Annotated in this window: 16 protein-coding genes and 2 pseudogenes; 17 read left to right on the top strand and 1 reads right to left on the bottom strand. The window is 49.5% G+C overall.

What is annotated here, in order from left to right; all coding sequences use genetic code 11:
* Positions 1-173: 173 nt before the first annotated feature.
* The 17 genes and pseudogenes from EAO38_RS00715 to EAO38_RS00630 all read left to right on the top strand — a co-directional run bounded on the left by EAO38_RS00715 (position 174) and on the right by EAO38_RS00630 (position 18,701).
* Complete coding sequence (locus tag EAO38_RS00715; protein ID WP_121020322.1) at positions 174-401, top strand: hypothetical protein; 228 nt, start codon at positions 174-176, stop codon at positions 399-401.
* A gap of 135 nt (positions 402-536) precedes the next feature.
* Positions 537-1,661, top strand: a pseudogene (locus EAO38_RS09060) (RNA-guided endonuclease InsQ/TnpB family protein).
* A gap of 543 nt (positions 1,662-2,204) precedes the next feature.
* A complete protein-coding gene (locus EAO38_RS00700; protein ID WP_104752070.1) occupies positions 2,205-2,597 on the top strand; it encodes an NAD(P)H-quinone oxidoreductase subunit 3 in 393 nt (130 codons plus the stop codon).
* Positions 2,579-3,103: a NuoB/complex I 20 kDa subunit family protein gene (locus EAO38_RS00695; RefSeq protein ID WP_104752036.1), complete on the top strand. Its 525-nt coding sequence runs from the start codon at positions 2,579-2,581 to the stop codon at positions 3,101-3,103. Before EAO38_RS00700 ends, EAO38_RS00695 begins: the two co-directional genes overlap by 19 nt.
* Positions 3,096-3,893, top strand: a complete 798-nt coding sequence (locus EAO38_RS00690; protein ID WP_121020321.1) for an NADH-quinone oxidoreductase subunit C — start codon at positions 3,096-3,098, stop codon at positions 3,891-3,893. Before EAO38_RS00695 ends, EAO38_RS00690 begins: the two co-directional genes overlap by 8 nt.
* Positions 3,893-5,122, top strand: coding sequence for an NADH dehydrogenase (quinone) subunit D (nuoD, locus tag EAO38_RS00685; RefSeq protein WP_104752034.1), 1,230 nt, complete (start codon positions 3,893-3,895; stop codon positions 5,120-5,122). The genes EAO38_RS00690 and nuoD overlap by 1 nt, the downstream gene beginning before the upstream one ends.
* Complete coding sequence (locus EAO38_RS00680; RefSeq protein ID WP_121020320.1) at positions 5,119-5,361, top strand: NADH-ubiquinone oxidoreductase subunit E family protein; 243 nt, start codon at positions 5,119-5,121, stop codon at positions 5,359-5,361. The genes nuoD and EAO38_RS00680 overlap by 4 nt, the downstream gene beginning before the upstream one ends.
* Positions 5,358-7,652, top strand: a complete 2,295-nt coding sequence (locus tag EAO38_RS00675) for an NADH-quinone oxidoreductase subunit G (RefSeq protein ID WP_205588312.1) — start codon at positions 5,358-5,360, stop codon at positions 7,650-7,652. Before EAO38_RS00680 ends, EAO38_RS00675 begins: the two co-directional genes overlap by 4 nt.
* Complete coding sequence (gene nuoH, locus EAO38_RS00670) at positions 7,649-8,638, top strand: NADH-quinone oxidoreductase subunit NuoH (RefSeq protein WP_104752031.1); 990 nt, start codon at positions 7,649-7,651, stop codon at positions 8,636-8,638. Before EAO38_RS00675 ends, nuoH begins: the two co-directional genes overlap by 4 nt.
* A 9-nt stretch (positions 8,639-8,647) precedes the next feature.
* On the top strand, positions 8,648-9,304 hold the full coding sequence (nuoI, locus tag EAO38_RS00665) for an NADH-quinone oxidoreductase subunit NuoI (protein ID WP_104752030.1): 657 nt from the start codon (positions 8,648-8,650) through the stop codon (positions 9,302-9,304).
* A pseudogene (locus EAO38_RS00660) lies at positions 9,297-9,838 on the top strand (NADH-quinone oxidoreductase subunit J). The gene nuoI and the pseudogene EAO38_RS00660 overlap by 8 nt, the downstream one beginning before the upstream one ends.
* Positions 9,835-10,137 carry an NADH-quinone oxidoreductase subunit NuoK gene (gene nuoK / locus EAO38_RS00655; protein ID WP_104752028.1) on the top strand — a complete coding sequence of 101 codons (303 nt, stop codon included), beginning with the start codon at positions 9,835-9,837 and terminating at the stop codon, positions 10,135-10,137. Before EAO38_RS00660 ends, nuoK begins: the two are co-directional and overlap by 4 nt.
* A gap of 2 nt (positions 10,138-10,139) precedes the next feature.
* The gene (gene nuoL, locus EAO38_RS00650) at positions 10,140-12,002 is read left to right on the top strand and encodes an NADH-quinone oxidoreductase subunit L (RefSeq protein ID WP_121020318.1); all 1,863 of its coding nucleotides are present in this window, start codon (positions 10,140-10,142) and stop codon (positions 12,000-12,002) included.
* A gap of 1 nt (position 12,003) precedes the next feature.
* Complete coding sequence (locus EAO38_RS00645) at positions 12,004-13,500, top strand: NADH-quinone oxidoreductase subunit M (protein WP_121020317.1); 1,497 nt, start codon at positions 12,004-12,006, stop codon at positions 13,498-13,500.
* 8 nt (positions 13,501-13,508) lie between these two features.
* Positions 13,509-14,927 (top strand): NADH-quinone oxidoreductase subunit NuoN, encoded by a 1,419-nt coding sequence (gene nuoN / locus EAO38_RS00640; protein ID WP_121020316.1) that lies wholly within the window; start codon positions 13,509-13,511, stop codon positions 14,925-14,927.
* Positions 14,917-17,292 carry a DUF7494 domain-containing protein gene (locus EAO38_RS00635; protein WP_121020333.1) on the top strand — a complete coding sequence of 792 codons (2,376 nt, stop codon included), beginning with the start codon at positions 14,917-14,919 and terminating at the stop codon, positions 17,290-17,292. Before nuoN ends, EAO38_RS00635 begins: the two co-directional genes overlap by 11 nt.
* Positions 17,293-17,300: 8 nt before the next feature.
* Positions 17,301-18,701 carry a phosphomannomutase/phosphoglucomutase gene (locus tag EAO38_RS00630; protein WP_121020315.1) on the top strand — a complete coding sequence of 467 codons (1,401 nt, stop codon included), beginning with the start codon at positions 17,301-17,303 and terminating at the stop codon, positions 18,699-18,701.
* Here EAO38_RS00630 and EAO38_RS00625 read toward each other — a convergent pair.
* Entirely contained in the window at positions 18,660-20,522 is a 1,863-nt protein-coding gene (locus EAO38_RS00625; protein WP_121020314.1) for a motility associated factor glycosyltransferase family protein, read from the bottom strand. The genes EAO38_RS00630 and EAO38_RS00625 overlap by 42 nt on opposite strands.
* Positions 20,523-20,537: the final 15 nt, after the last annotated feature.

Genomic DNA, 20,537 nt, shown 5'->3' with positions numbered 1-20,537 from the left:
TTCAAACAAGCCCCGGTTTTAAAACAGGGGTGGGGACTCCAAAAACTCCATTTTGAGCAACTCAAAAAACGCCCCGCCCACGAAGAGCCCTATCCCTTTGCTCAAAAGGTACATTGGAATCAGAGACACGGCGTGCATATTGTGCCAGTAGACCCTATCAAGATGGGAGAGCCATGAAAAACTTGCCTGACCTACACGGTTGCAAAAGCCCCTTAAAAATCACTTTTGAAGACGGCAGGGTGTGGGAGGATGTCCAGTTAGATTATGTCTATTATGCCCGTGCTAACCCCCAACCAGATGAGGAGCCCGAAGAGGATGACATCGGGGTGACTTATCAGGGGCTTGAGTACTCCATTGTCGCTTCAAGAATTAAGAAAATTGAGTTTAAAAAGAAAGATTAAGCACTAGAAGAGCGCGTCTCTCTCTTTGCGCATACTCTTCTACTTTTAGCAACCGCGCGCTAAACCCCCTAGCTTTAGCTAAGCGGATAGTTGGCGCATCTCTTAAATATCACTGGAGTTATGTATAATACCCTCATGTTAATCGCCTACAAGCAGAAGCTCTACAATTCAAGCAAAAATAAGCACATCGGCAAACTTCTGCGTCTCTATGGCATTTGTTATAACCATTGTATCGCTTTGCATAAGAGATACTACAAACTCTACAAGAAACATCTGAGTTTTTACACCTTAAAAAGACACATCACCAAACTAAAGAGAACAGCACGCTTTGCTTTTTTGAAAACTCTAGGCTCGCAAACCTTGCAGGAGCTAGTAGAGAGGATAGACAAGGCTTATAAGAAGTTTTTTAAGAAACAAGGCAGACCGCCCCGCTTTAAAAAAATACACTCTTACAAATCTTTCACATTTTCGCAATATGGCTATAAAATCCAAGACAACATTATTTCTTTTAATGGCTATGCTTTTAAGTTTGTCAAGACTTATGACCTTGTAGGCAAACCCAAGACCTTAACCATTAAAAGAGATAATCTAGGCGATTATTTCTTGTGCTTGGTGTGTGAAATGGCAGACAACCCTAAGCCCGCAGGCGGTAACAGCGTGGGGCTTGACTTTGGGTTAAGAACTTTTCTCACCTGCTCTAATGGCACGCAAATAGCATCGCCTTTGTTTTTCTCTAAATTTTTGCCTTTAATCAAAGCTTGCAACCGCTCTTTGTCCACAAAGAAAAAGGGGAGCAACAACCGCCTAAAAGCCAAACTCAAATTAGCTAGGCTACACCGCAAAGTCCAAAATCTTAGAAAAGACTTTTTCTATAAGCTTGCCAATAGCCTAGCTAAGCAATACAGCCGTATTTTCATTGAAGATTTAAACCTGAAGGGTATGGTTAAACTTTGGGGGCGCAAGATTAATGATTTGGCTTTTAGTGAGTTTGTGGCTTCCTCGCAAACGGCACAAATCATTCTGATTTGCACCGGCTCGTTAGAGAGAAAAACCCAAGTGGTTAAATAGGTCTCATCAAAAGCGATGCTTTTGTTCCTAGCTCTAAGACCTGCTCTAGCTGTGGAGCGGTTAAAGAGGATTTGAGCCTAAAAGATAGGGTATTTGATTGCCCCTCTTGTGGGTTTTCTTTAGATAGGGATTTGAACGCCAGTGTGAATATTCATAGAGGGCGGGCTCACTCTTGGAGTAGAGGTGCTTTAGACCCGCCTAGCGGGCAAGCCTTGATGTGAATTCGCATTTTGCCCAAGAAGAAGCCGCGCTTAAAAAGGCGTTTAGTTTAAGTTAGTTTGTGGCACAATAGTCTTAGCCCCCCTTTGGGGGGGTTTTTCGCTCTAGCGCAACTCTTGGGCAAAAATGAGCAGCAGGCTTTGGACTTCAGCACTTTGTGCATCAACGCGCCAAACGTGTAAGCATTCTGCTTACGCGGGCGCGCCTTTTCTTTAGGGTCCCACATGCCAACCTACCCTAAGAAAGAACGCTTTCTACCCCTTTTGCCCTCAAAGAAGACCACACATGCCAACACAGATATTATAACTCATCGCACTTTTTTAACCCTTGATTCACGCGGGGGTTTTTGGGTTTAATCCTTGAAAAGGAGGCCGCTAAATTCTACTCTCAAAGCTTCAGAAGAGTAGGAGAAAAGGTTGAGCGTTGTTTTCTCTCTTCTCTCTTCCCCATCATCAAAGTTTGCATTAATGAAATTATGCTTTAATACCTCGTTCAGATTACAATAGGGAGCTAGTGGTGGGAGCAAATGGCGTGGTAGAACATCCTTACTTTGGGGTGTTTGTTCTCTTGGTCTTTAGCTTTGTGGTGTTCAACTGGACTTTAAAAATCCAACGCTATCTTAGCCGCTTGATGGCGCAACGCAAAAACGAAAAGCTCAAGCTGTCCGCTTACGAGTGTGGACCCCTAGCCCTCAAACAACAAAACCGCGTCAGCCACCAATTCTATGTCATGGCGATGCTCTTCATTCTCTTTGATGTAGAAATTGTGTTCATGTTCCCATGGGCGTTGGATTTTAAGGACTTGGGGCTATTTGGCTTTATGGAGATGCTCAGTTTCATCGCCTTACTGGGCATTGGCTTTGTCTATGCTTTGAAGAGAGGAGCACTAGAATGGCACAGCATGCAGTGAATTATCTCAAAAATAACGGGCTTCCCATCGCACTCACCACTTTAGATCACCTGCTCAACTGGGGGCGCAGCAATTCGCTTTGGCCTCTTACCTATGGGCTAGCCTGTTGTGCGATCGAGATGATGGCTACGGGGGGTTCGCGCTTTGATTTTGATCGCTTTGGGACCATCTTTAGAGCCTCGCCTAGACAATCTGATGTGATGATCATTGCGGGCACGCTCACCAAAAAACACGCCGAGTTCACCCGCCGCCTTTACGATCAAATGCCCGAACCCAAATGGGTCATTTCTATGGGCTCATGCGCCAACACGGGGGGGATGTTCAACACCTATGCCACGGTGCAGGGGGTGGATCGCGTCATTCCGGTCGATATTTATTTGCCCGGTTGTGCCCCCCGTCCTGAAACCTTGCAATACGCCCTAATGGTGTTGCAAGATAAGATCCGCCGCGCTAAGGCGATCAAAACCGACCCGCGCAAAAGCCTTGCAAGGAGCACGCATGGTTAGAAAACAACGCCCCAATGCCAATGTGCAAAAACAGGTACATTACTCCGATCGGTTCCATGTCATCAAGCCCACCGCTAAATCTCCCATCGTGGGCACACCCTATGAGGTCATCTACAACCATTTAAGCTACAATCACAAAGTCTTAGAGTGCTATATTGAGCTTAATTGCGCAGTCTTTTGGGTGGCAAAGCAGGAGGTGGCAGGGGTTGCTGCTGTGCTTAAAAAGGTGGGCTATAGCACTTTGAGCGAGATGAGTGCCATTGACTTTTTAGAACAGCGCGATCAATTCGAGCTCTTTTATCAATTTGTCTCTTACTTGCCCAATTTTGCAGACAAGCGGCGCGTGCGCGTGAAATGCGTCTTGGGCGCGCAAGAGAGCGTGGAGTCCTTAAGCCACCTTTTTAGCTCCGCGCTGTGGAGCGAGCGCGAGGCTTATGACATGTTTGGGATTGTCTTTGAAAACCACCCTTATTTGCGCCGTATTTTGATGCCAGAAGATTGGGTGGGGCATCCTTTGTTGAAATCCTACCCACTTAAGGGAGATGAACACGCCGCATGGTATGAAGTGGATAAGATTTTTGGTAAGGAGTATCGCGAGATTATCGGACCTGAACAGCGCGATAGCGCGCGCGTAGATGAGAAGGATACCTTCAACTTCTCAAAGGTGGGGCATGAACAAGCTAAGGGCTTGGTTGCCAAAGACAATCCGGGCAAGCACGCCTTTCAAAAGTCCTTATTTGTCAAAGACCTACACACTGACGCGCCCACAGAACTCAAAGAGCGACCCTAATGGCACAGATTTTTACCAAACTCAAACCCCAATTTGAAAATGTGCTCTTTGAGCAAGATGGCAATAAAATGGTGGTCAATTTTGGTCCCCAACACCCCTCTTCGCATGGGCAACTGCGTTTGATCTTGGAGTTAGACGGGGAGAAGATCACCAAAGCCACTCCAGAGATCGGGTATTTGCACCGCGGGTGCGAAAAGCTGGGCGAAAACATGACCTATAATGAATACATGCCCACCACAGATCGCCTAGATTACACCTCTTCTACAAGCAATAACTACGCCTATGCCTATGCGGTAGAAAAACTCATCGGGCTAGAAATCCCTAGACGCGCGCAAGTGATTCGCACCATGCTTTTAGAGCTCAACCGCGTCATCTCCCATGTTTTTTTCTTGAGTGTGCATGCCCTAGATGTGGGCGCGATGTCGGTGTTTCTCTATTGTTTTAAGACGCGCGAATACGGGTTAGACTTGATGGAGGATTATTGCGGGGCGCGGCTCACACACAATGCCATTCGCATCGGGGGCGTGCCGATGGATTTGCCCCCAAATTGGTGTGAGAGTTTGCAAGGCTTCATCAAGGAGGTGCGCGCCACCCACAAGCTCATCAGTGGGCTATTAGATAGCAACCGCATTTGGCGCGCGCGCCTAGAGAATGTGGGCACTCTCACCCAAGAGATGGCAAAATCATGGGGAGCGAGTGGGATCATGTTGCGCGCCACCGGGATTGCCTATGATGTGCGCAAAGAAGAGCCCTATGAGCTTTATCCCGAGTTGGATTTTGATATTCCGGTGGGCTCTAATGGGGATTCTTACGATCGCTACTTGCTCTACATGTATGAAATTGAGCAATCTTTGCGCATTTTAGAACAGCTCATCCCCATGTATGCGCCCACAGATACGCCCATCATGGCTAAAGCCCCCGACTACATCTCTGCACCCAAAGAAGACATCATGACGCAAAACTATGCCTTGATGCAACACTTCGTGCTGGTAACCCAGGGCATGCGCCCCCCTAGGGGCGAGGTGTATGCGCCCACCGAATCGCCCAAGGGCGAGCTGGGCTTTTTTATCCACTCTGAAGGGCAGCCCTATGCTTACCGCTTAAAAATCCGCGCTCCGAGCTTCTTTCATATTGGATCGTTGCAAGATGTGCTTGTGGGGCAGTATTTGGCGGACGCGGTTACGATTATTGGATCGAGCAACGCCGTCTTTGGGGAGGTGGATCGATGAGGCGTTTTGACTTGCGCCATTTGAGAGATGAACCCAACCAAGCGGTGTTAAAACGCTTGGGAGAGATCTTAGATAGCAGTGTGAGCGCGGGCGAGGTGGTGATTTTCATGGTGGAGGTGGTGGATTTTGATCTAGTGGAGCAGAGCGCAGAATTTGTCAGGGCGAGGGGGGATACCTTGATGAATTCGTTGCGTTTTAATCGTGTGGATTGGACCTTGGTGGTCAAAAAGGGGGCTTGATGGTTTTTAATATTGATGGGCAAGAAATTGCATTTCAAGAAGGGCAGACGATCTTAGAAGCCGCTAGAAGTGCGGGGGTGTATATCCCTGCCATTTGCTATTTGAGCGGGTGCTCCCCCACCGTGGCGTGCAAGATGTGCATGGTGGAGGTGGATGGCAAACGCGTTTATGGTTGCAACACCAAAGCCAAGCCCAACACACGGGTATGCACTAACACGCCAGAGATCGTAGCCGAGCGCAAGATGATCATGCAAACCTATGATGTCAATCACCCTTTAGAGTGTGGGGTGTGCGACAAGAGTGGGGAGTGCGAGTTGCAGGATATGACCATGCGCATGCAGGTAGAAACCCAGCCCTTTGCCGTGCGCGATAATCTAAAACCCTTTGCCTTTTGGGCACAGGCTTCTTATGACCCTAACTTGTGTATCATGTGTGAGCGTTGCGTAACCACTTGTAGCGATAATATCGGGGATAGCAATTTAAAGGCGCTGAAGGCGGATCTGCACGCCCCAGACAAATTCAAAGCCAGCATGCCCAAAGATCCTTTTAGTGTGTGGAGTCGCAAACAAAAGGGGATGATTGGCTTTGTGGGCGATACGCCTTGTTTTGATTGCGGGGAGTGTATTGCGGTGTGCCCGGTGGGCGCGATTGTCTATAAAGATTTTAGCTATAGCGCGAATGCGTGGGAGCTCAAACGCATTGACTCCACCTGCGCGCATTGTGCTGCCGGATGCTTCATCAGCTATGAAGTGCGCCATTTTGACACTTTGGGCGATGATCTCAAAATCTTTCGGGTGGGCAATGATTTTTACCATAACCCCATCTGTGGCGCAGGGCGTTTTGCCTTTGATGTGCATGCAAGCCCTAAGGGGAGCGCGCACATTGAGCAAGCCGTACAAAAACTCCAAGAGGCTAAGGTGGTGTATATCGGGGGAGATGTGAGCAATGAAGAGGCTTATTTAGTAGAGCACTTGCGCCAAAAGCTAGGCTTTAAACTTATCAATGAAGAGGTGCGCGCGTTTCAAAATTTTTTAAATATCCTCCAGCCAAGTGCCTTTGGCGATCTAGAAGACATCAAGCACGCCAACCTTATTTTGACTTTGGGGTCTAAGATCCGCACAGAAAACCCCTTGATGAAATACGCCATCGCCAACGCGCTCAAGGTCAATAAGGGGAGCGCGCTCATTTACGCCCACCCCATCAAGGACAAGGCGATCACCAAAATGAGCCGCGCTGTGTTGCCCCTCACCCACGCCCCCCATGCCGAAGAGATTGTGCTAGGCGCGTTTTTGCACGCTTTGGGGCTAGAACACCCCAGCTTACAACCCCTCTTAGAAAGTTTGAGCGAGGGCGAAAAACCTCACTACACCATGCTAGAATCCATTGGGCTGGCTTTGGGTGATTTTGAAAAAATGCAAGCCTTGATCGCTAAAGCCTCTAAGATTGTGCTCATCGCCGGGCAAGAACTCTACACCCACCCTAAAGCCTCCAACATCGCCTCGCTTTTAAAAACACTCAGCGCGCGTTGCCCGGTAATCTTAGTGCCCCCTAGCACGAATGCTTTAGGCATCGCCTCTATTTGCACTTTGGATACACCCACCATGGAGTCTCCTAGTGTGGGGATTCGCACCAAGGGGGATTATACTTTAGATTGCGACAACAAGGGCGCGCACAGAGTAGATTTCATCTTGCCTAGCTTCAACCAACTAGAGGCGAGTCTGACCAATTTTGAAGGGCGTTTGTTGCCCATCAGACCCGCCCTGCGCTTTGAAGGCTTTGATCTAAGCGACATCGCCCAGTATTTTGGCTGTGTGGGGGAGAGCTTGGTAGATTATACCCATGTGCTCCCCCAAGAGAAGGGTTATAAGCCTATTGCCTATGACACCCTCAAAAATTTCTATAGTAATGACAAGTGCAACCACAGGGGCTATAAACTCAACCCCCCCCTCTATGCGACACAAGAACCCCCCAGCGCGCCCATCCAAGCGGTGTTGCCCAGTGGCTTTAACGCCTATTGCAAATACCCCGAAACCCAGTTTGGTACGCCCACTTTGCAAAGCGCTAATCTGCAACTCAAGGCGGGGGTTTATGTTTCTGCAGCGCACCTAGAGAAGTTAGGGCTAGAGGAGGGGGCTTGCGTGCGTCTGAAAAAGGGCGATTTGCATTTAGAGGGGGCGATTTATGTGGATCACAGCCTAGAACAAGAGATTTTCATGGTGAGTCCTAATTTAGACACACAGGGGATCTTCGCCCAAGGGCTATTTAGCACCCTAGAGTTGGAGCGCGTATGAGTGTAGAGATCCTAGAAACCTGTGTCAAAATTTTAGTGGTGGTGTTGGTGTTTGCAGGCTTGGGCGCGTTTGCCACCTATTTGGAGCGCAAGGTTTTAGCCATCTTTCAACGCCGCTTAGGACCAACCTATGTAGGACCCTTTGGGCTCTTGCAAGTGATTGCCGATGCGATCAAACTCTTTTGTAAAGAGGATGTGATCCCCCAACACGCCAACCGCCTCATCTTTGCAGTTGCGCCCGTGATCGCGATGGTGAGCGCCTTTGTCTCTATGGCACCCATCCCCTTTTTTGGGGATTTCACCCTCTTTGGGCACACCATCAAGCCCATCATTTCAGACATCAATGTCGGTTTGCTCTTCTTTTTAGCCGTGGGCGCGGCGGGGATTTACGCGCCCTTGCTCGCGGGTTTGGCTTCTAATAGCAAGTATTCTTTGATCGGATCGGCGCGCGCAGCCATCCAATTATTGAGCTTTGAGGTAGTGAGCACTCTGACGATCTTAGCCCCGATCATGGTGGTAGGTTCGCTCTCTTTGATTGAGATCAACAATTACCAATCTGGGGGGATCTTGCATTGGCTGGTGTTCAAACAACCCCTAGCCTTTTTCTTGTTCTTGGTGGCTAGTTATGCCGAGTTGAATCGCACCCCCTTTGACTTATTAGAACATGAAGCCGAGATTGTGGCGGGGTTTTGCACCGAATATAGCGGGCTCAGATGGGGGATGTTTTTCTTAGCCGAATACGCCCACCTCTTTGCCTTTTGCTTTGTGATCTCTTTGATCTTCTTTGGGGGATATAATCCCCTAGGCTTTATCCCCGGGGGGGTGGCGATCTTGCTTAAAGTCTGTTTCTTTGTGTTTTTGGCGATGTGGGCACGCGCCACCTTCCCGCATGTGCGCCCCGATCAACTCATGCGCTTGTGTTGGAAGATCATGTTGCCCTTGTCCTTGGTCAATATCTTGATCACCGGACTTGTCATCTTAATCTAAGGAGAAAGTATGGCGCAACAACGCTACAAATGGATCGCCCAAGAACCCAAGCCGGCGACCACCCCCCAAAAGTTCTTAGGCACGCTCAAATCCACCTTTGGGTTGGATCTCTTCAAGGGCTTGGGGCTCACCATTAAAGAGTTTTTTAGCAAGGATGTTACGATCCACTACCCTATGGAGGTTTTGCCCTTAAGCCCGCGTTATCGTGCCGTGCATCACCTGCAAAGACTTTTAGAATCGGGCTCTGAACGCTGTATTGGGTGTGGGTTGTGCGAAAAAATTTGCACCAGTAATTGCATTAGAATTATCACCCACAAGGGCGCAGACGAGCGCAAACACATTGATAGCTACACCATCAATTTAGGGCGTTGTATTTATTGCGGGCTGTGTGCGGAGGTGTGTCCTGAACTAGCTATCGTGATGGGGCAACGCTTTGAAAATAGCAGTGTGCAACGCTCCCAATTTGGGGGCAAGGCGGAGTTTTTAACCGATGTGCAGAGCGCGCGCGATCACAGCCATGTAGAATTTGCCGGTTTTGGCGCACCTAGCCTAGATGCGCACACGCGTTTGCAACAAACCCCCCTAGATTATGCCAAGGATGATCCTAAAGAAGACACCCCCCAAGCCAAAGAAGAGGTGAAGGAAGAGGAAAAAGCCCATGTTTGAAACCATCGCCTTTTATTTCTTTGCCGTACTCACCTTGGGCATGGCTTTGGTGGTGATCACCACAAAAATATCTTGTATGCGATGAGCGCGCTAGCGAGCGCGATGGTTTTCATCGCGGCGTTTTTCTTTCTGCTGGATGCGGAGTTTTTGGGCGTGGTGCAGATCATCGTCTATGTGGGGGCGGTGATTGTGATGTATGCCTTTGGGATGATGTTTTTCAACGCCTCTGAAGAGGTGATCGAACGCGCGCATGCGCCTAAGGTGGTGGTGTTCTTGGGGGTGTGTATGGCGGTGGTACTGGTGTTTGTTTTGGGCGCACCCTTTGTGGGGCAATACGCTTCTTTTCTCAAGGACGCGCTCAACAACGCCCCTAGCGCTGTTTCTAACACAAAGCTAGTTGGTTACGCCCTCTTTAGCAAGTACTTGCTCGCCTTTGAAGTGGGCGGCTTGATGCTCTTAGCCGCGTTGGTGGGAGGCGTTGCCACCGCCCTATACAAGAGTCATTTTACCCCTCCCTCAAAGGAGAACGCGTGATTGGTCTGCCCCATTATTTGGTATTTGCGGCTCTGCTCTTTTGTGTCGGTTTGGCGGGCATGTTGCGCCGTAAGAATATTTTGATGCTCTTTTTCTCTACAGAGATCATGCTCAATGCGATCAATGTCGCGTTTGTGGCGATTGGGCACTCTTTGCAGGACATCAATGGGCAAATTGTGGCGTTGTTCATGATCGCCATTGCTGCGGGCGAGGTGGCGGTAGGCTTGGGGCTGGTGATCCTCTGGTTTAAAAAGCACAAGAGCCTAGACATTGACACCCTAAATCGCATGAAAGGCTAGGCATGTTAGAGGTCCATTGTGCGCAAGTCTTGCTGGGCGCGGTGCTGTTTTTACCCTTGCTAGGTGCGCTCTATGCGGGCTTGCTGGGGGGTTGTTCTAAATCCGTGCATGTAGGGGTGCTCAATTCTGCACTCTTAGCGGGGGCATTTATGAGCGCGTTAGTGCTTGCTAAGGGGGTGTTCTTTGATCACACCTCCTATCATGTCTATCTCTTTGATTGGATCGCTGTAGGGGGGTTTAAGGTCGGTTTTTCTTTCATGCTCGATCCCATTGGTGCGGTGATGATTGTGGTTGTAACCTTTGTCTCCTTTCTAGTACATATTTATTCCATTGGTTACATGCTAGAAGACAAGGGCTATAACCGCTATTTTAGCTATCTCTCTGGCTTTGTCTTTTCTATGCTCTTTTTGGTGTTGAGCGATAACTTTTTGGGGCTCTTTGTGGGCTGGGAGGGGGTGGGCTTGTGTTCCTACCTGCTCATTGGGTTTTGGTATCACAAGGCAAGTGCCAATAGTGCCTCCATTGAAGCCTTTGTGATGAATCGCATCGCCGATTTGGGCATGTTGCTAGGCATTTTATGGCTTTATTGGGCTTTTGGCTCGTTGCAATATGAGGTGATCTTTGCCAATATCCAGGGCGTGGATCATAGAATGTTGCTAGGTATGGGCGCGCTTTTATTTGTGGGCGCGATGGGCAAGAGCGCGCAATTCCCCTTGCACACATGGCTAGCCAACGCGATGGAGGGACCTACGCCCGTATCCGCGCTAATCCATGCCGCCACGATGGTTACAGCGGGGGTGTATTTGCTGGTGCGCGCCCACCCACTCTATGCCCTTGTGCCTGAATTGGGTTATGCCATCGCGTGTTTGGGGGCGTTTGTCGCCCTCTTTGGGGCAAGCATGGCTTTAGTTAATAAGGATTTAAAGCGCATCATCGCCTACTCCACGCTTTCCCAACTGGGTTATATGTTTGTAGCGGCCGGGTTAGGGGCTTACTGGGTTGCGCTCTTCCACCTCTTCACCCATGCCTTTTTTAAAGCCCTTTTGTTCTTGGGGGCGGGCAATGTGATGCATGCCATGCACGATGAACTAGACATCAGCAAAATGGGCGGGCTTTACAAGCCCTTGAAATGGAGCGCGATCTTTATGACCATTGCCTCTGTGGCGCTATGTGGGATCTACCCCTTTGCGGGCTTTTTCTCCAAAGATAAAATTTTAGAAGTGGCGTTTGGCACGGGACATCATGGACTCTTTTTAGCTTTACTCATCGGGGCGCTCTTCACCGCCTTTTATAGCGTTAGGCTCTTGATGTTGGTCTTTTTTGCGCCCAAAGTACACAGCCTTGAGCACCCCCATGAAGCCCCCAAGTTTATGTTAGTGGCGATGAGCCCTCTTGTGCTCTTAGCCATCATCGCTGGCTTTGCAGAACACCCCTTTTTTGGATTTGTGCGCAACGCTATCCATGTGCCCTCCTTTTTAGATTACCCCGTGCCCACATGGCTTTTACTCGCGCTCACTACAGGGCTCGTGTTGCTCGCCATCGCCTATGGGGTGAAAAAATACCAACGGGGGATGATCTGCAAACAAGATCATGGCTTTTTGTACAAACTCCTCTACAACCAATACTACATTCCCCAACTCTATGCCCTGCTAGCGCAAGGCTTTTTGCACATGGGTAAATTTCTATGGCGCAAGCTAGAAGTACGCGCGCTAGATGTCGCCATCGACGCGCTGGCTAAAATCCCCTCCCTCTTGGCTCAAATTTTAGTGCCCATGCAAAGTGGCAATTTGAGCGCGGCTTTGAGGTGGATGGGCTTTGGCGTGTTGGTCATGCTGGTGTTGGCGATTTTGAGTTTTTGGAGATAGCATGGATTATTTGCAATTAGTGCCCTCTTCCCATCTGTTGAGCCTGCTCATCTTCTTGCCCATGGTGGCGGCTTTGCCCTTGCTGGGCATGCCCGATCGCCATGCTAAGGGCTATGGCGTGTTGGTGGCATTTGTGGAGCTGTGTTTGACTCTGTGGCTGTGGGCGCTCTTTGACCCCACACAGGCAAGCATGCAATTTGAAGAAGTGGGCTATCTAGGCTTTTTAGAAAGCTATGGGATTAGCTACCATGTGGGCGTAGATGGCATTTCGCTCTTCTTATTGGTCTTGAGCGCGTTGGTGATCTTCTTGTGCGTGCTCTATGTGCGCGCCCACCAGCAAGCCATGATCACCGCGCTTTTGTTGGTAGAGGGCATGCTCATGGGGGTTTTCAGCGCGCTTAACTTGATCTTCTTCTATGTCTTTTGGGAGGTTTCTCTCTTGCCCGTGCTCTATATGATCGGGCGTTTTGGGGTGGGGCGTAGGCTGTATTCTGGGCTCAAATTCTTCTTGTATACCTTTGTGGCTTCGCTATTCATGTTGCTAGGGATTCTTTATTGTGGTTATGTCTATGCTAGCGTTGCAGGGGGGTGGAGCTTTGATCTCTACAGCTTGACGCAAGTGATCTTGCCCGAACATGCGCGCCTATGGGTCGCCTTAGCCTTCTTTGTGGGGATTGCGGTGAAAATCCCCATTGTGCCCTTTCATAGTTGGTTACCCCATGCCTATGGCAACGCGCCCATTGTGGGCTCTGTGGTGTTAGCCGCTCTGCTCTCTAAAATGGGCACTTACGCTCTCCTACGCTTTTTTATGCCTCTTTTCCCGGACATCTTGCTCAGTTTCTCTGAGCCCCTATGCGTGCTCGCGCTCCTGATGGTGATTTATGCGGGCTGGTTAGCCTGCGCCCAACACGAAATGAAGCGCCTTGTGGCGTATAGCTCCATGTCGCACATGGGGGTGGCTTTGGTGGGGATTTACGCGTTCAACACAACGGGGGTGGCCGGAGCGCTCTTCACTATGATTTCGCATGGGTTGGTGAGCAGCGCGCTCTTCTTGCTCATCGGGGTTCTAGTTAGTAGGCAAGGTTCTAGCAAGATCAGCGCCTTTAAGGGGTTAGCCCATTGCATGCCCACTTATGCGACTTTCTTTATGATCGTGGCGTTGGCTAATGTGGGCTTGCCCTTGACCAGCGCATTCGTGGGCGAGTTTTTAAGTCTGCTAGGCTTTTTTGCCCACGCGCCCGTACTCGCCTTCGTGGCCGGGATCACCATTATTTTATCTGCCATCTACATGCTCACCCTTTATAAAAGGGTCTTTTTTGGCGCGCCCCAAAAACGCCTTTTGGGCGATCTCTCTTGGGGACAAAAAGGGGTTTTAGGGGCGCTCATCGCCACGATTATCTTCTTTGGGATTTACCCCAAACCCTTATTAAACCCTATAGAAACCAGCGCGCAAGCTTTGGTACAAAACGCTAAAGCCCGCTTATCAGTCTCCCCCTAAGGATTGCTATGGATACTTCTTTGACTTTGCAAGAACTCAGCCTTCCTAGTGTCTTGCCCATGCTCATTAGCGCGTTGGGGGGGGTGTATGTGCTCTTGCTCAATGTCTTTAAAAAAACCTTTTCGCGCAATCTCAATATCTGCTTAGTACTCTTATGCTTAGGGCTGGACTTTGTCGCGCTCTTTGCGCCTGTGAACACCACCTTTAGCTTTTCACATCTGCTAGAAGTGGACTCGATCTCTTTGCTTGCCCAAAAGCTCATCGTGATCGCGAGTTTCTTGCTCATGCTCTTGGTGTGGAGTAAAGAACGCTTTGTAGAGTTCCAAACCCCCGAATTTTACGGGCTCTACTTGTTCATGGTGGCGGGTTTCCAATTGATGGTTTCTAGCGATCACTTGATTGTGATCCTTCTAGGTCTTGAAACCGCCTCACTTTCCATGTGTGTGTTGATGGCGCTCAATCACAAGGATACGGGCTTAGAAGCGGGCTTGAAATATTTCAGTATGGGGGTGTTAGCCAGCGTGTTTTTTAGCATGGGCATGATGATTTTGTACTTGTTGAGCGGGAGTTTAGAGCTCTCCAACATGAGCTTTACAGAGAATTTTAGCCCCGTCTTGCTCTGTGTCTTTGCCTGTGTGTTCTTGCTAGGGGCGATTGGCTTTAAAGTGTCCTTAGTGCCCTTCCACACTTGGATGCCAGACATTTATGAGGGCAATAACCCGGTCTTTACCGCCTTTATCTCTATCGTGCCTAAAATTGCGGGCTTGGTAGTGGCTTGGCGGGTGTTCTCCTTTTTCCTAGCCACCCAAATTCCTTTCATGCAAACCCTCTTTTATGCCCTAGTTGCGCTCACCATCACCCTCCCCAATCTCTTAGCCCTCTTGCAAAAAGACGCTAAACGCATGATGGCTTATAGCTCCATTTCGCATACGGGCTTTGCGCTTGCCTGTGTCTTTAGCGGCAATGTGGATACCATGTTTGTTTATTGGCTTTTGTTCTTGCTGACCAATGTCGGGGCGTTCGCGCTCTTTTGGGGGGTGAGTAGCCGTGCGGATAGCACAGCCACGCGCTATGACTACCCCTATGCGCGCTTTAATGGGCTCATTAAAACCCAACCCCTCCTAGCCTTGCTAGGGGCGATCTTTATGTGCTCCTTAGCCGGGATTCCCCCCTTTTCCATGTTTTGGGGTAAGGTGTTGATCTTGCAAAACTTGCTCACTCAGGGCAATGTTTTTTTATGCGTGGTGATGGTGATCAACAGCGCGATCGCCGCTGTGTATTACCTGCGCTTGTTTGTGGCCATGCTCTTTGCCAACCCCCACCCCCAAGAGCATTTAAATGGGGGGTATGGGGTGTATAGCGTGTTGGTGGCGATGGCTTTGGCATGTGTGTTTAGCGTCTTTGTGCTCCAAAATTATGCCCTTTAAGCGTGCGTTAGCGCTCCTAGCATGCGCTTGCGCCCCCCTGCTCGCGCTGGATTTGAGCCTCACGCAGGGGAAGGAAAACAATCAGGATTTTGCGACCCTCACTCTCACCCATGAGAGCCCCTTTGCCTGCACCCAAGCGCCCATCCCTCCAGAAATTGTAACCTGTGTGATTCATTCCATCCCCAGACCCGGTTTCACGCCTTTAAAAACCCCTTTTTTTGACATCTCCTATGAGATGAAAAACTATGTGTTTTACCTGCATATCCGCCCCAAATTCCAACAAAAGCTCTTTGCCATCCCCCATGACTACAGGCAACACATCCCCATCCAAAAATTCATCCCCAAACAGGCCAAGACATGGCAGGTTGTGGGTTATCACTACAAAATCCCCTTTTTAACCCCCAAAGATATCTTTAAAAGCGCGCAGGATGGTTTGAACTTCCCCATTCTCATTGAAGACGCGCAAACGCCCTATATCCAAGAACTAGGGGTGGACAACCAGCCCCTGCACTACTCTAAGGGCGGGGATTTAGATGGCTATTTGAATGTCAAAAAACTCATTCAAGATCAATCCTACCTCAGCGCCCTAAAAGCCATTGGGAGTATTTTTCAAGTCTATCCAAGCACCGTATTTAGAAAAGACCTCTATCTCTATGAGCTCATTGCCCTATCCCAACTCCAAAAGCGCCCCGATCTCTTGGTCCAGATTGGGGAGCGTTGGCTGAAACTCTACCCCTCAGACCCCCAAGTGCCCCAAGTGCTCTATCTAATTGGCACAGCCTACATGCAAATTAACTACGCCAGACAGGCGACTGAACAATTCAAGCGCATCCTCACTGAATACGCCCAAAGCCGTTACACCCCCCTCTCCTACATGCGTCTAGCCCAGCAAGCGGCCAATGAAGGCGATAACAGTAGCGCTCTGTCTGGGTTTCAAAAAGCCTATGCCCAAGCCAAGGACAGAGAAAGCGCAAGCGAAATCGCCTTTGCTTGGGCACGCTTTGATTTAGAACACAATGAAAGCCCCAATGCCGCCTCCTTGATCCTCAAGATTTTACAAGGCAATTTGGATTTCTTCCTTCAAGACCTATCCCAATCTTTTGCCATGGTCTTGGACCTCAAGACGCACGCCCTCTTTGAGCCAGCTATAAGGATCGCCCAATTGCTTGCCAATCAAGACAACGACCCCGTGATCAAAGAAAAAGCCGCCTTTGAACTAGGGCTTTTATATGCTAAAAACAAACAACCTAACGAAGCGCACACAGCCAATCTAAATTACTTGGACAATTTCACAAACGCCGCGCATATCACCCTTGTCCAACAAAGAGATCAAGAAATCCTCTTTTTAATGCACGGGAGTTTTGAAGAGAAACTCGCGCGTTACAACCAGATCATCAAAGACTACCCCAAGGGCTCCAAAGAACACCAAAAAGCATTAGATTATAAGGCGCAAATGTTGGTAGAAGAACGCTATTACAGTCAAGTGCTGGCCATGGCCCCGGATTTACCCTTGAACTCTGAACCCATGCAAGAGGCGTTGTTGCAACTGGGAAAAAGCGCGATCAAAGAAGGGGATTGCAAGAGCGCGGGTTCCTTTTTGATACAAGTAAACCCTCTAAACCCCGAAGAGTTTGACAACAGCGATCAATTAGAAGCCTTTGATTGTTTTTATAACGCCAAGCTCTACAAACAAGCTGCCATCTTTTCTAATAATGGGTTACAAAAAAAGCCTGAAAGCCCTAAAGATCGCCTCGATTGGTCGTATCGTCAAGGCAAGAATCTCTACGCCTTGAAGAATTACCAAGATTCTTTGCTCGCCTCTAAGGACGCGCTCACTTTAGCCACACTCAACAAACAAAAAAGATATTATGACATCGCTTTTGTGGTGTTTTTAGACTACATGCACACCAACAACCCCCAAGAAGCCTTTAAAATCTTTCCTAAACTCCAAGAGTGGTTTAAAGACGATGCGCGCATGTTAGAGGTCTATGGGCTCTTGTTGCAAAATGAAGAGAAAAGCACCAACAACCCTACCACTCTCGAACTCTACGCCAAAAATGCGATCGCGTTGCAAAAGCAATACCAAAGCGATGCGTTCATGCCCTATGCCCAAGAACAGCTCATCAGCGCGCTCATGCGCCAGAATAAATTAGAGCAAGCCTTGCAAGCCAGTAACACGCTTCTAGCCAATAAGCAGTTAGAGCCCAAAGAGAGAGCGCGCACCCTTTACATGCAAGGGAGTATTTTTAAACAGCAAAATAAGCTAGACAAGGCGCAACAAGCCTTTGAAGCCTGTAATGCCATTAAAGTCACTTCGGGCTGGATCGATCTATGCCGCCAAGCCCTAAACTTACTCAAACCTTAAGGATTTGCATGGATTTAGCACAGGATATTTTTAGAGAATACGACATTAGGGGGGTGGTGTCCACCCAGCTCACCCCTGAAGTGGTCTTCAATATCGGGGCGCATTTGGGAGACTTAGTAGCAGATAAACGCGTGGGGGTGGGCTATGACGCACGCACGCACGCCCAAGAGCTCTTTATGCATTTGTGCCATGGCTTAGCCCATAGTGGGGTAGAAGTCTTTGATTTGGGCATGATCCCCACCCCTGTGGCGTATTTTGCCACCTTTGAGCCCATAGAGGGCGTGCGGCTGGGCAATTCCATCATGATCACCGGATCGCACAACCCCCCTGAGTACAATGGCTTTAAGATCACTCTAGAGCAAAAACCCTTTTATGGAGAGGCGATCCAAAAGCTCGCCCAACACATCGCCCAAAACCCCCTACCCTACCAAACTAGCAATATCGTGCCCAAAAAACTCAATGCCCTTGGCTTTTACCAACACCACCTAGCCCATGCCTTTGCCCATTTGCAAAACTTCCCCTACCCCCTTGGCTTAGATTTTGGCAATGGCGTGGGGGGGCTGGGCTTAGAGCCAATCCTATGCGGACTGGGGGTCAAATTTGAAAGCCTCTATGCCAATCCGGATGGGCGCTTCCCCAACCACCACCCCGATCCCAGCCAAGCCAAGAACCTAGAGGATTTAAAAGCGCACATGCAAGCAAAGGGCTTAAAAATAGGGCTTGCCTTTGATGGCGATGCCGATCGCATCGCGCTTTTAACCCCCACACACACCTATGCCGGCGATGAATTGGCAATTTTATTCGCCCAAGATTTGCACGCGCGCGGGCTTAAACCCTTTGTGATTGGGGAGGTCAAATGTTCGCAGGTGATGTATGATAGCATCAACGCCATCGGGCAAGCCTTGATGTATAAAACCGGGCATAGCAATTTGAAAGTCAAGCTCAAAGAAACACAGGCGCATTTTGCCGCTGAGATGAGCGGACATCTCTTTTTTAACGATCGCTATTTTGGCTATGACGATGCGATCTATGCGGCGTTGCGTCTTTTAGAACTCTTTTTAAGCCATACCCCCGAGCAATTAGAACAACGCGTACGCGCCCTGCCCTACTCCTATAAAACCCCTGAAGAAAAAATCAGCGTCCCAGACGCGCAGAAATTCGCCCTAGTGGCGCGCTTGCAACACGCCTTAGAGCACAAGCACCTGCCCTCTAACTTCCCGCATATCTTAGAAGTGATTAGCATTGATGGGGTGCGGGTGGTTTTTGAACATGGCTTTGGCTTGGTGCGGGCGAGCAACACCACGCCCACGCTTGTAACGCGTTTTGAAGGCAGAGATGAATCCTGTGCGCAGGGCTATAAAGACGCTCTACTCCATTTGTTGGCGGACTTGCGCGCCCATCCTCTCTAGGGTTTCTAAAAGCACGCCCTTAGCGCGCGCATAAAAACTAGGGATTTGGGCTTGGGGGAGGGAGAGCGCGCTAGAGAGCATGTGCATGCAGGCATGGCTGAGAGTGCCCTCTAATAAAATGCCCTCTAAGGGGTGTTGCGCGCTCAAGCGCGCGCTCAGAGCACTCAAGCGATCCACTAAGGCATACAGGTCCCTTTTGGTCTTAATGGGGGTGTTGAGCGCGTCTTCAAGAGGGCTTTTTACGACCTCTAGGCGCACAGGGGGGGGAGTTTTTAGGGGGGCTAAAAAGGCGCGCTTGAGGGTTTTAAGGGCTTTGGCTTTGTCCACAGGGGGGAGGGAGAGCGCGTGCGCGTGCATGGGCTTAGTGTGTTCAATATACGCCCCGCTGGAGAGATTGTAAACTAGGGGGGTGTGTTTTTTAAAGAGCGCGCCCATTTGGTTTCTAGAGAGAATAAAAAGCCCATCGGCAAAGACGCGCCCGCCAAAATTAGAGCGCACTTCTAGCGCATCGCTGGGGATTTGCACACCTTCTAGCCCATAAAAAGAGCCTTGCGCGTGCTTGGTGCGCCCTTCAAGATAGCCACAATCCAGCCCGCATAAGATCAAGCTCTTAGAGAACAAACATGCCAAACTCACCCCCGCATTGCCCACAAAGGGCGCGCTGTACTCCAAAGCCAAACCCTCTAAAAGATACCCGCTCGCGCTCCCCCCGCGCATGAATAAATAACTCTCTTGGGCTAAACCCACCGCCTTAGGGTTGCACATATTGGCATAGATCAAGGGGGTTTGATCTAGGGGGGCTTGCTTAAGCACATCTAGCAGGTAATCAATGCGCTCGATTTCAATGTGAAAATCCACTTTAATCCCGCGCGCTTTCAAGGGCTTTAAAGCCGTGCCACAGCTAAAGAGGATCATGCGATCTTGATTGGCGTGGATAAAATCTAGCAGAGCGTCTAAACTGGGGCCATTGCCCACCACGCAGATGGGTACCCCAACTTTTTGGCAGGCTTTAGGGTGGAGTACGCGGGGGGATTTTTGCAAATTAATCCAAGTGTTGGACAAGCCCAACAGCTCGTCCTCAAAACTCCCCCACCCTCTTAGCGCGCTTTTTTTGTGGGTGTTGAAGCGTTGTTGGGCTAGAGTACTTTTTGTACTTTCATAGGGCTTAAACTCTAAATGCAAAAAACTATGGGTCACTCTCTTGGAGGTAAAAAGAGTTTGCAAGAGCGCATCGGGCATGCGTTGGACAAAGAGACAACAATTCTTAGGGGGGGTTGCTTGAAAGAGTTGGGCATAATCCACAAAAAAGCAACTCACACGCCATAAATCTAGATTTTCTTCATAGAGATAGAGGGCGTGGAAAAACGCCCCCTCTTCTAGCAAGAACGCCAAAAACAAGCCCCCTGCTAACCCAAAGAGCGCGCTAGGGGGGTAGAAATGCCTGCCTAGACTAAGGGGGCGTGTGGGGTCCCCTAGCTTATGGAGTTGATCACACGCGTATTGGGTTAGGGGCAGGCTTTGCAAATCCAGCGCGCCAAACTCCACCCCGCTACCCTTGAGCTGCCACTTGGGGTTTTGTAAAATACGGCGCGCCCACTGCCTAGAAATTTCTAACATCTGGTGTTTGCCCTTCTCATAGGGGAAGAAGAGCGCACCGCTGTGCAGATCCACGATATTAAAGCCCTGCGCGCCACAGAGCAGATTATAGGTCTTGGGCGCAGGGAGGAGCTGGGCGTAAAGCCTAGGGAAGCGATCTTGAAAGAAAGCCAAATTGCGCGCAAAGCGTTCCTGTAGGGCTTGTTCGCTTAACTCTAAGCGCACAAGTACCCCCCAAGC

This window comes from Helicobacter vulpis, assembly GCF_003660395.1.
Taxonomy (GTDB): Bacteria; Campylobacterota; Campylobacteria; order Campylobacterales; family Helicobacteraceae; genus Helicobacter; species Helicobacter vulpis.
Note: the sequence above shows the minus strand (reverse complement) of the source record. Positions and strands in the feature narration are given on the sequence as shown.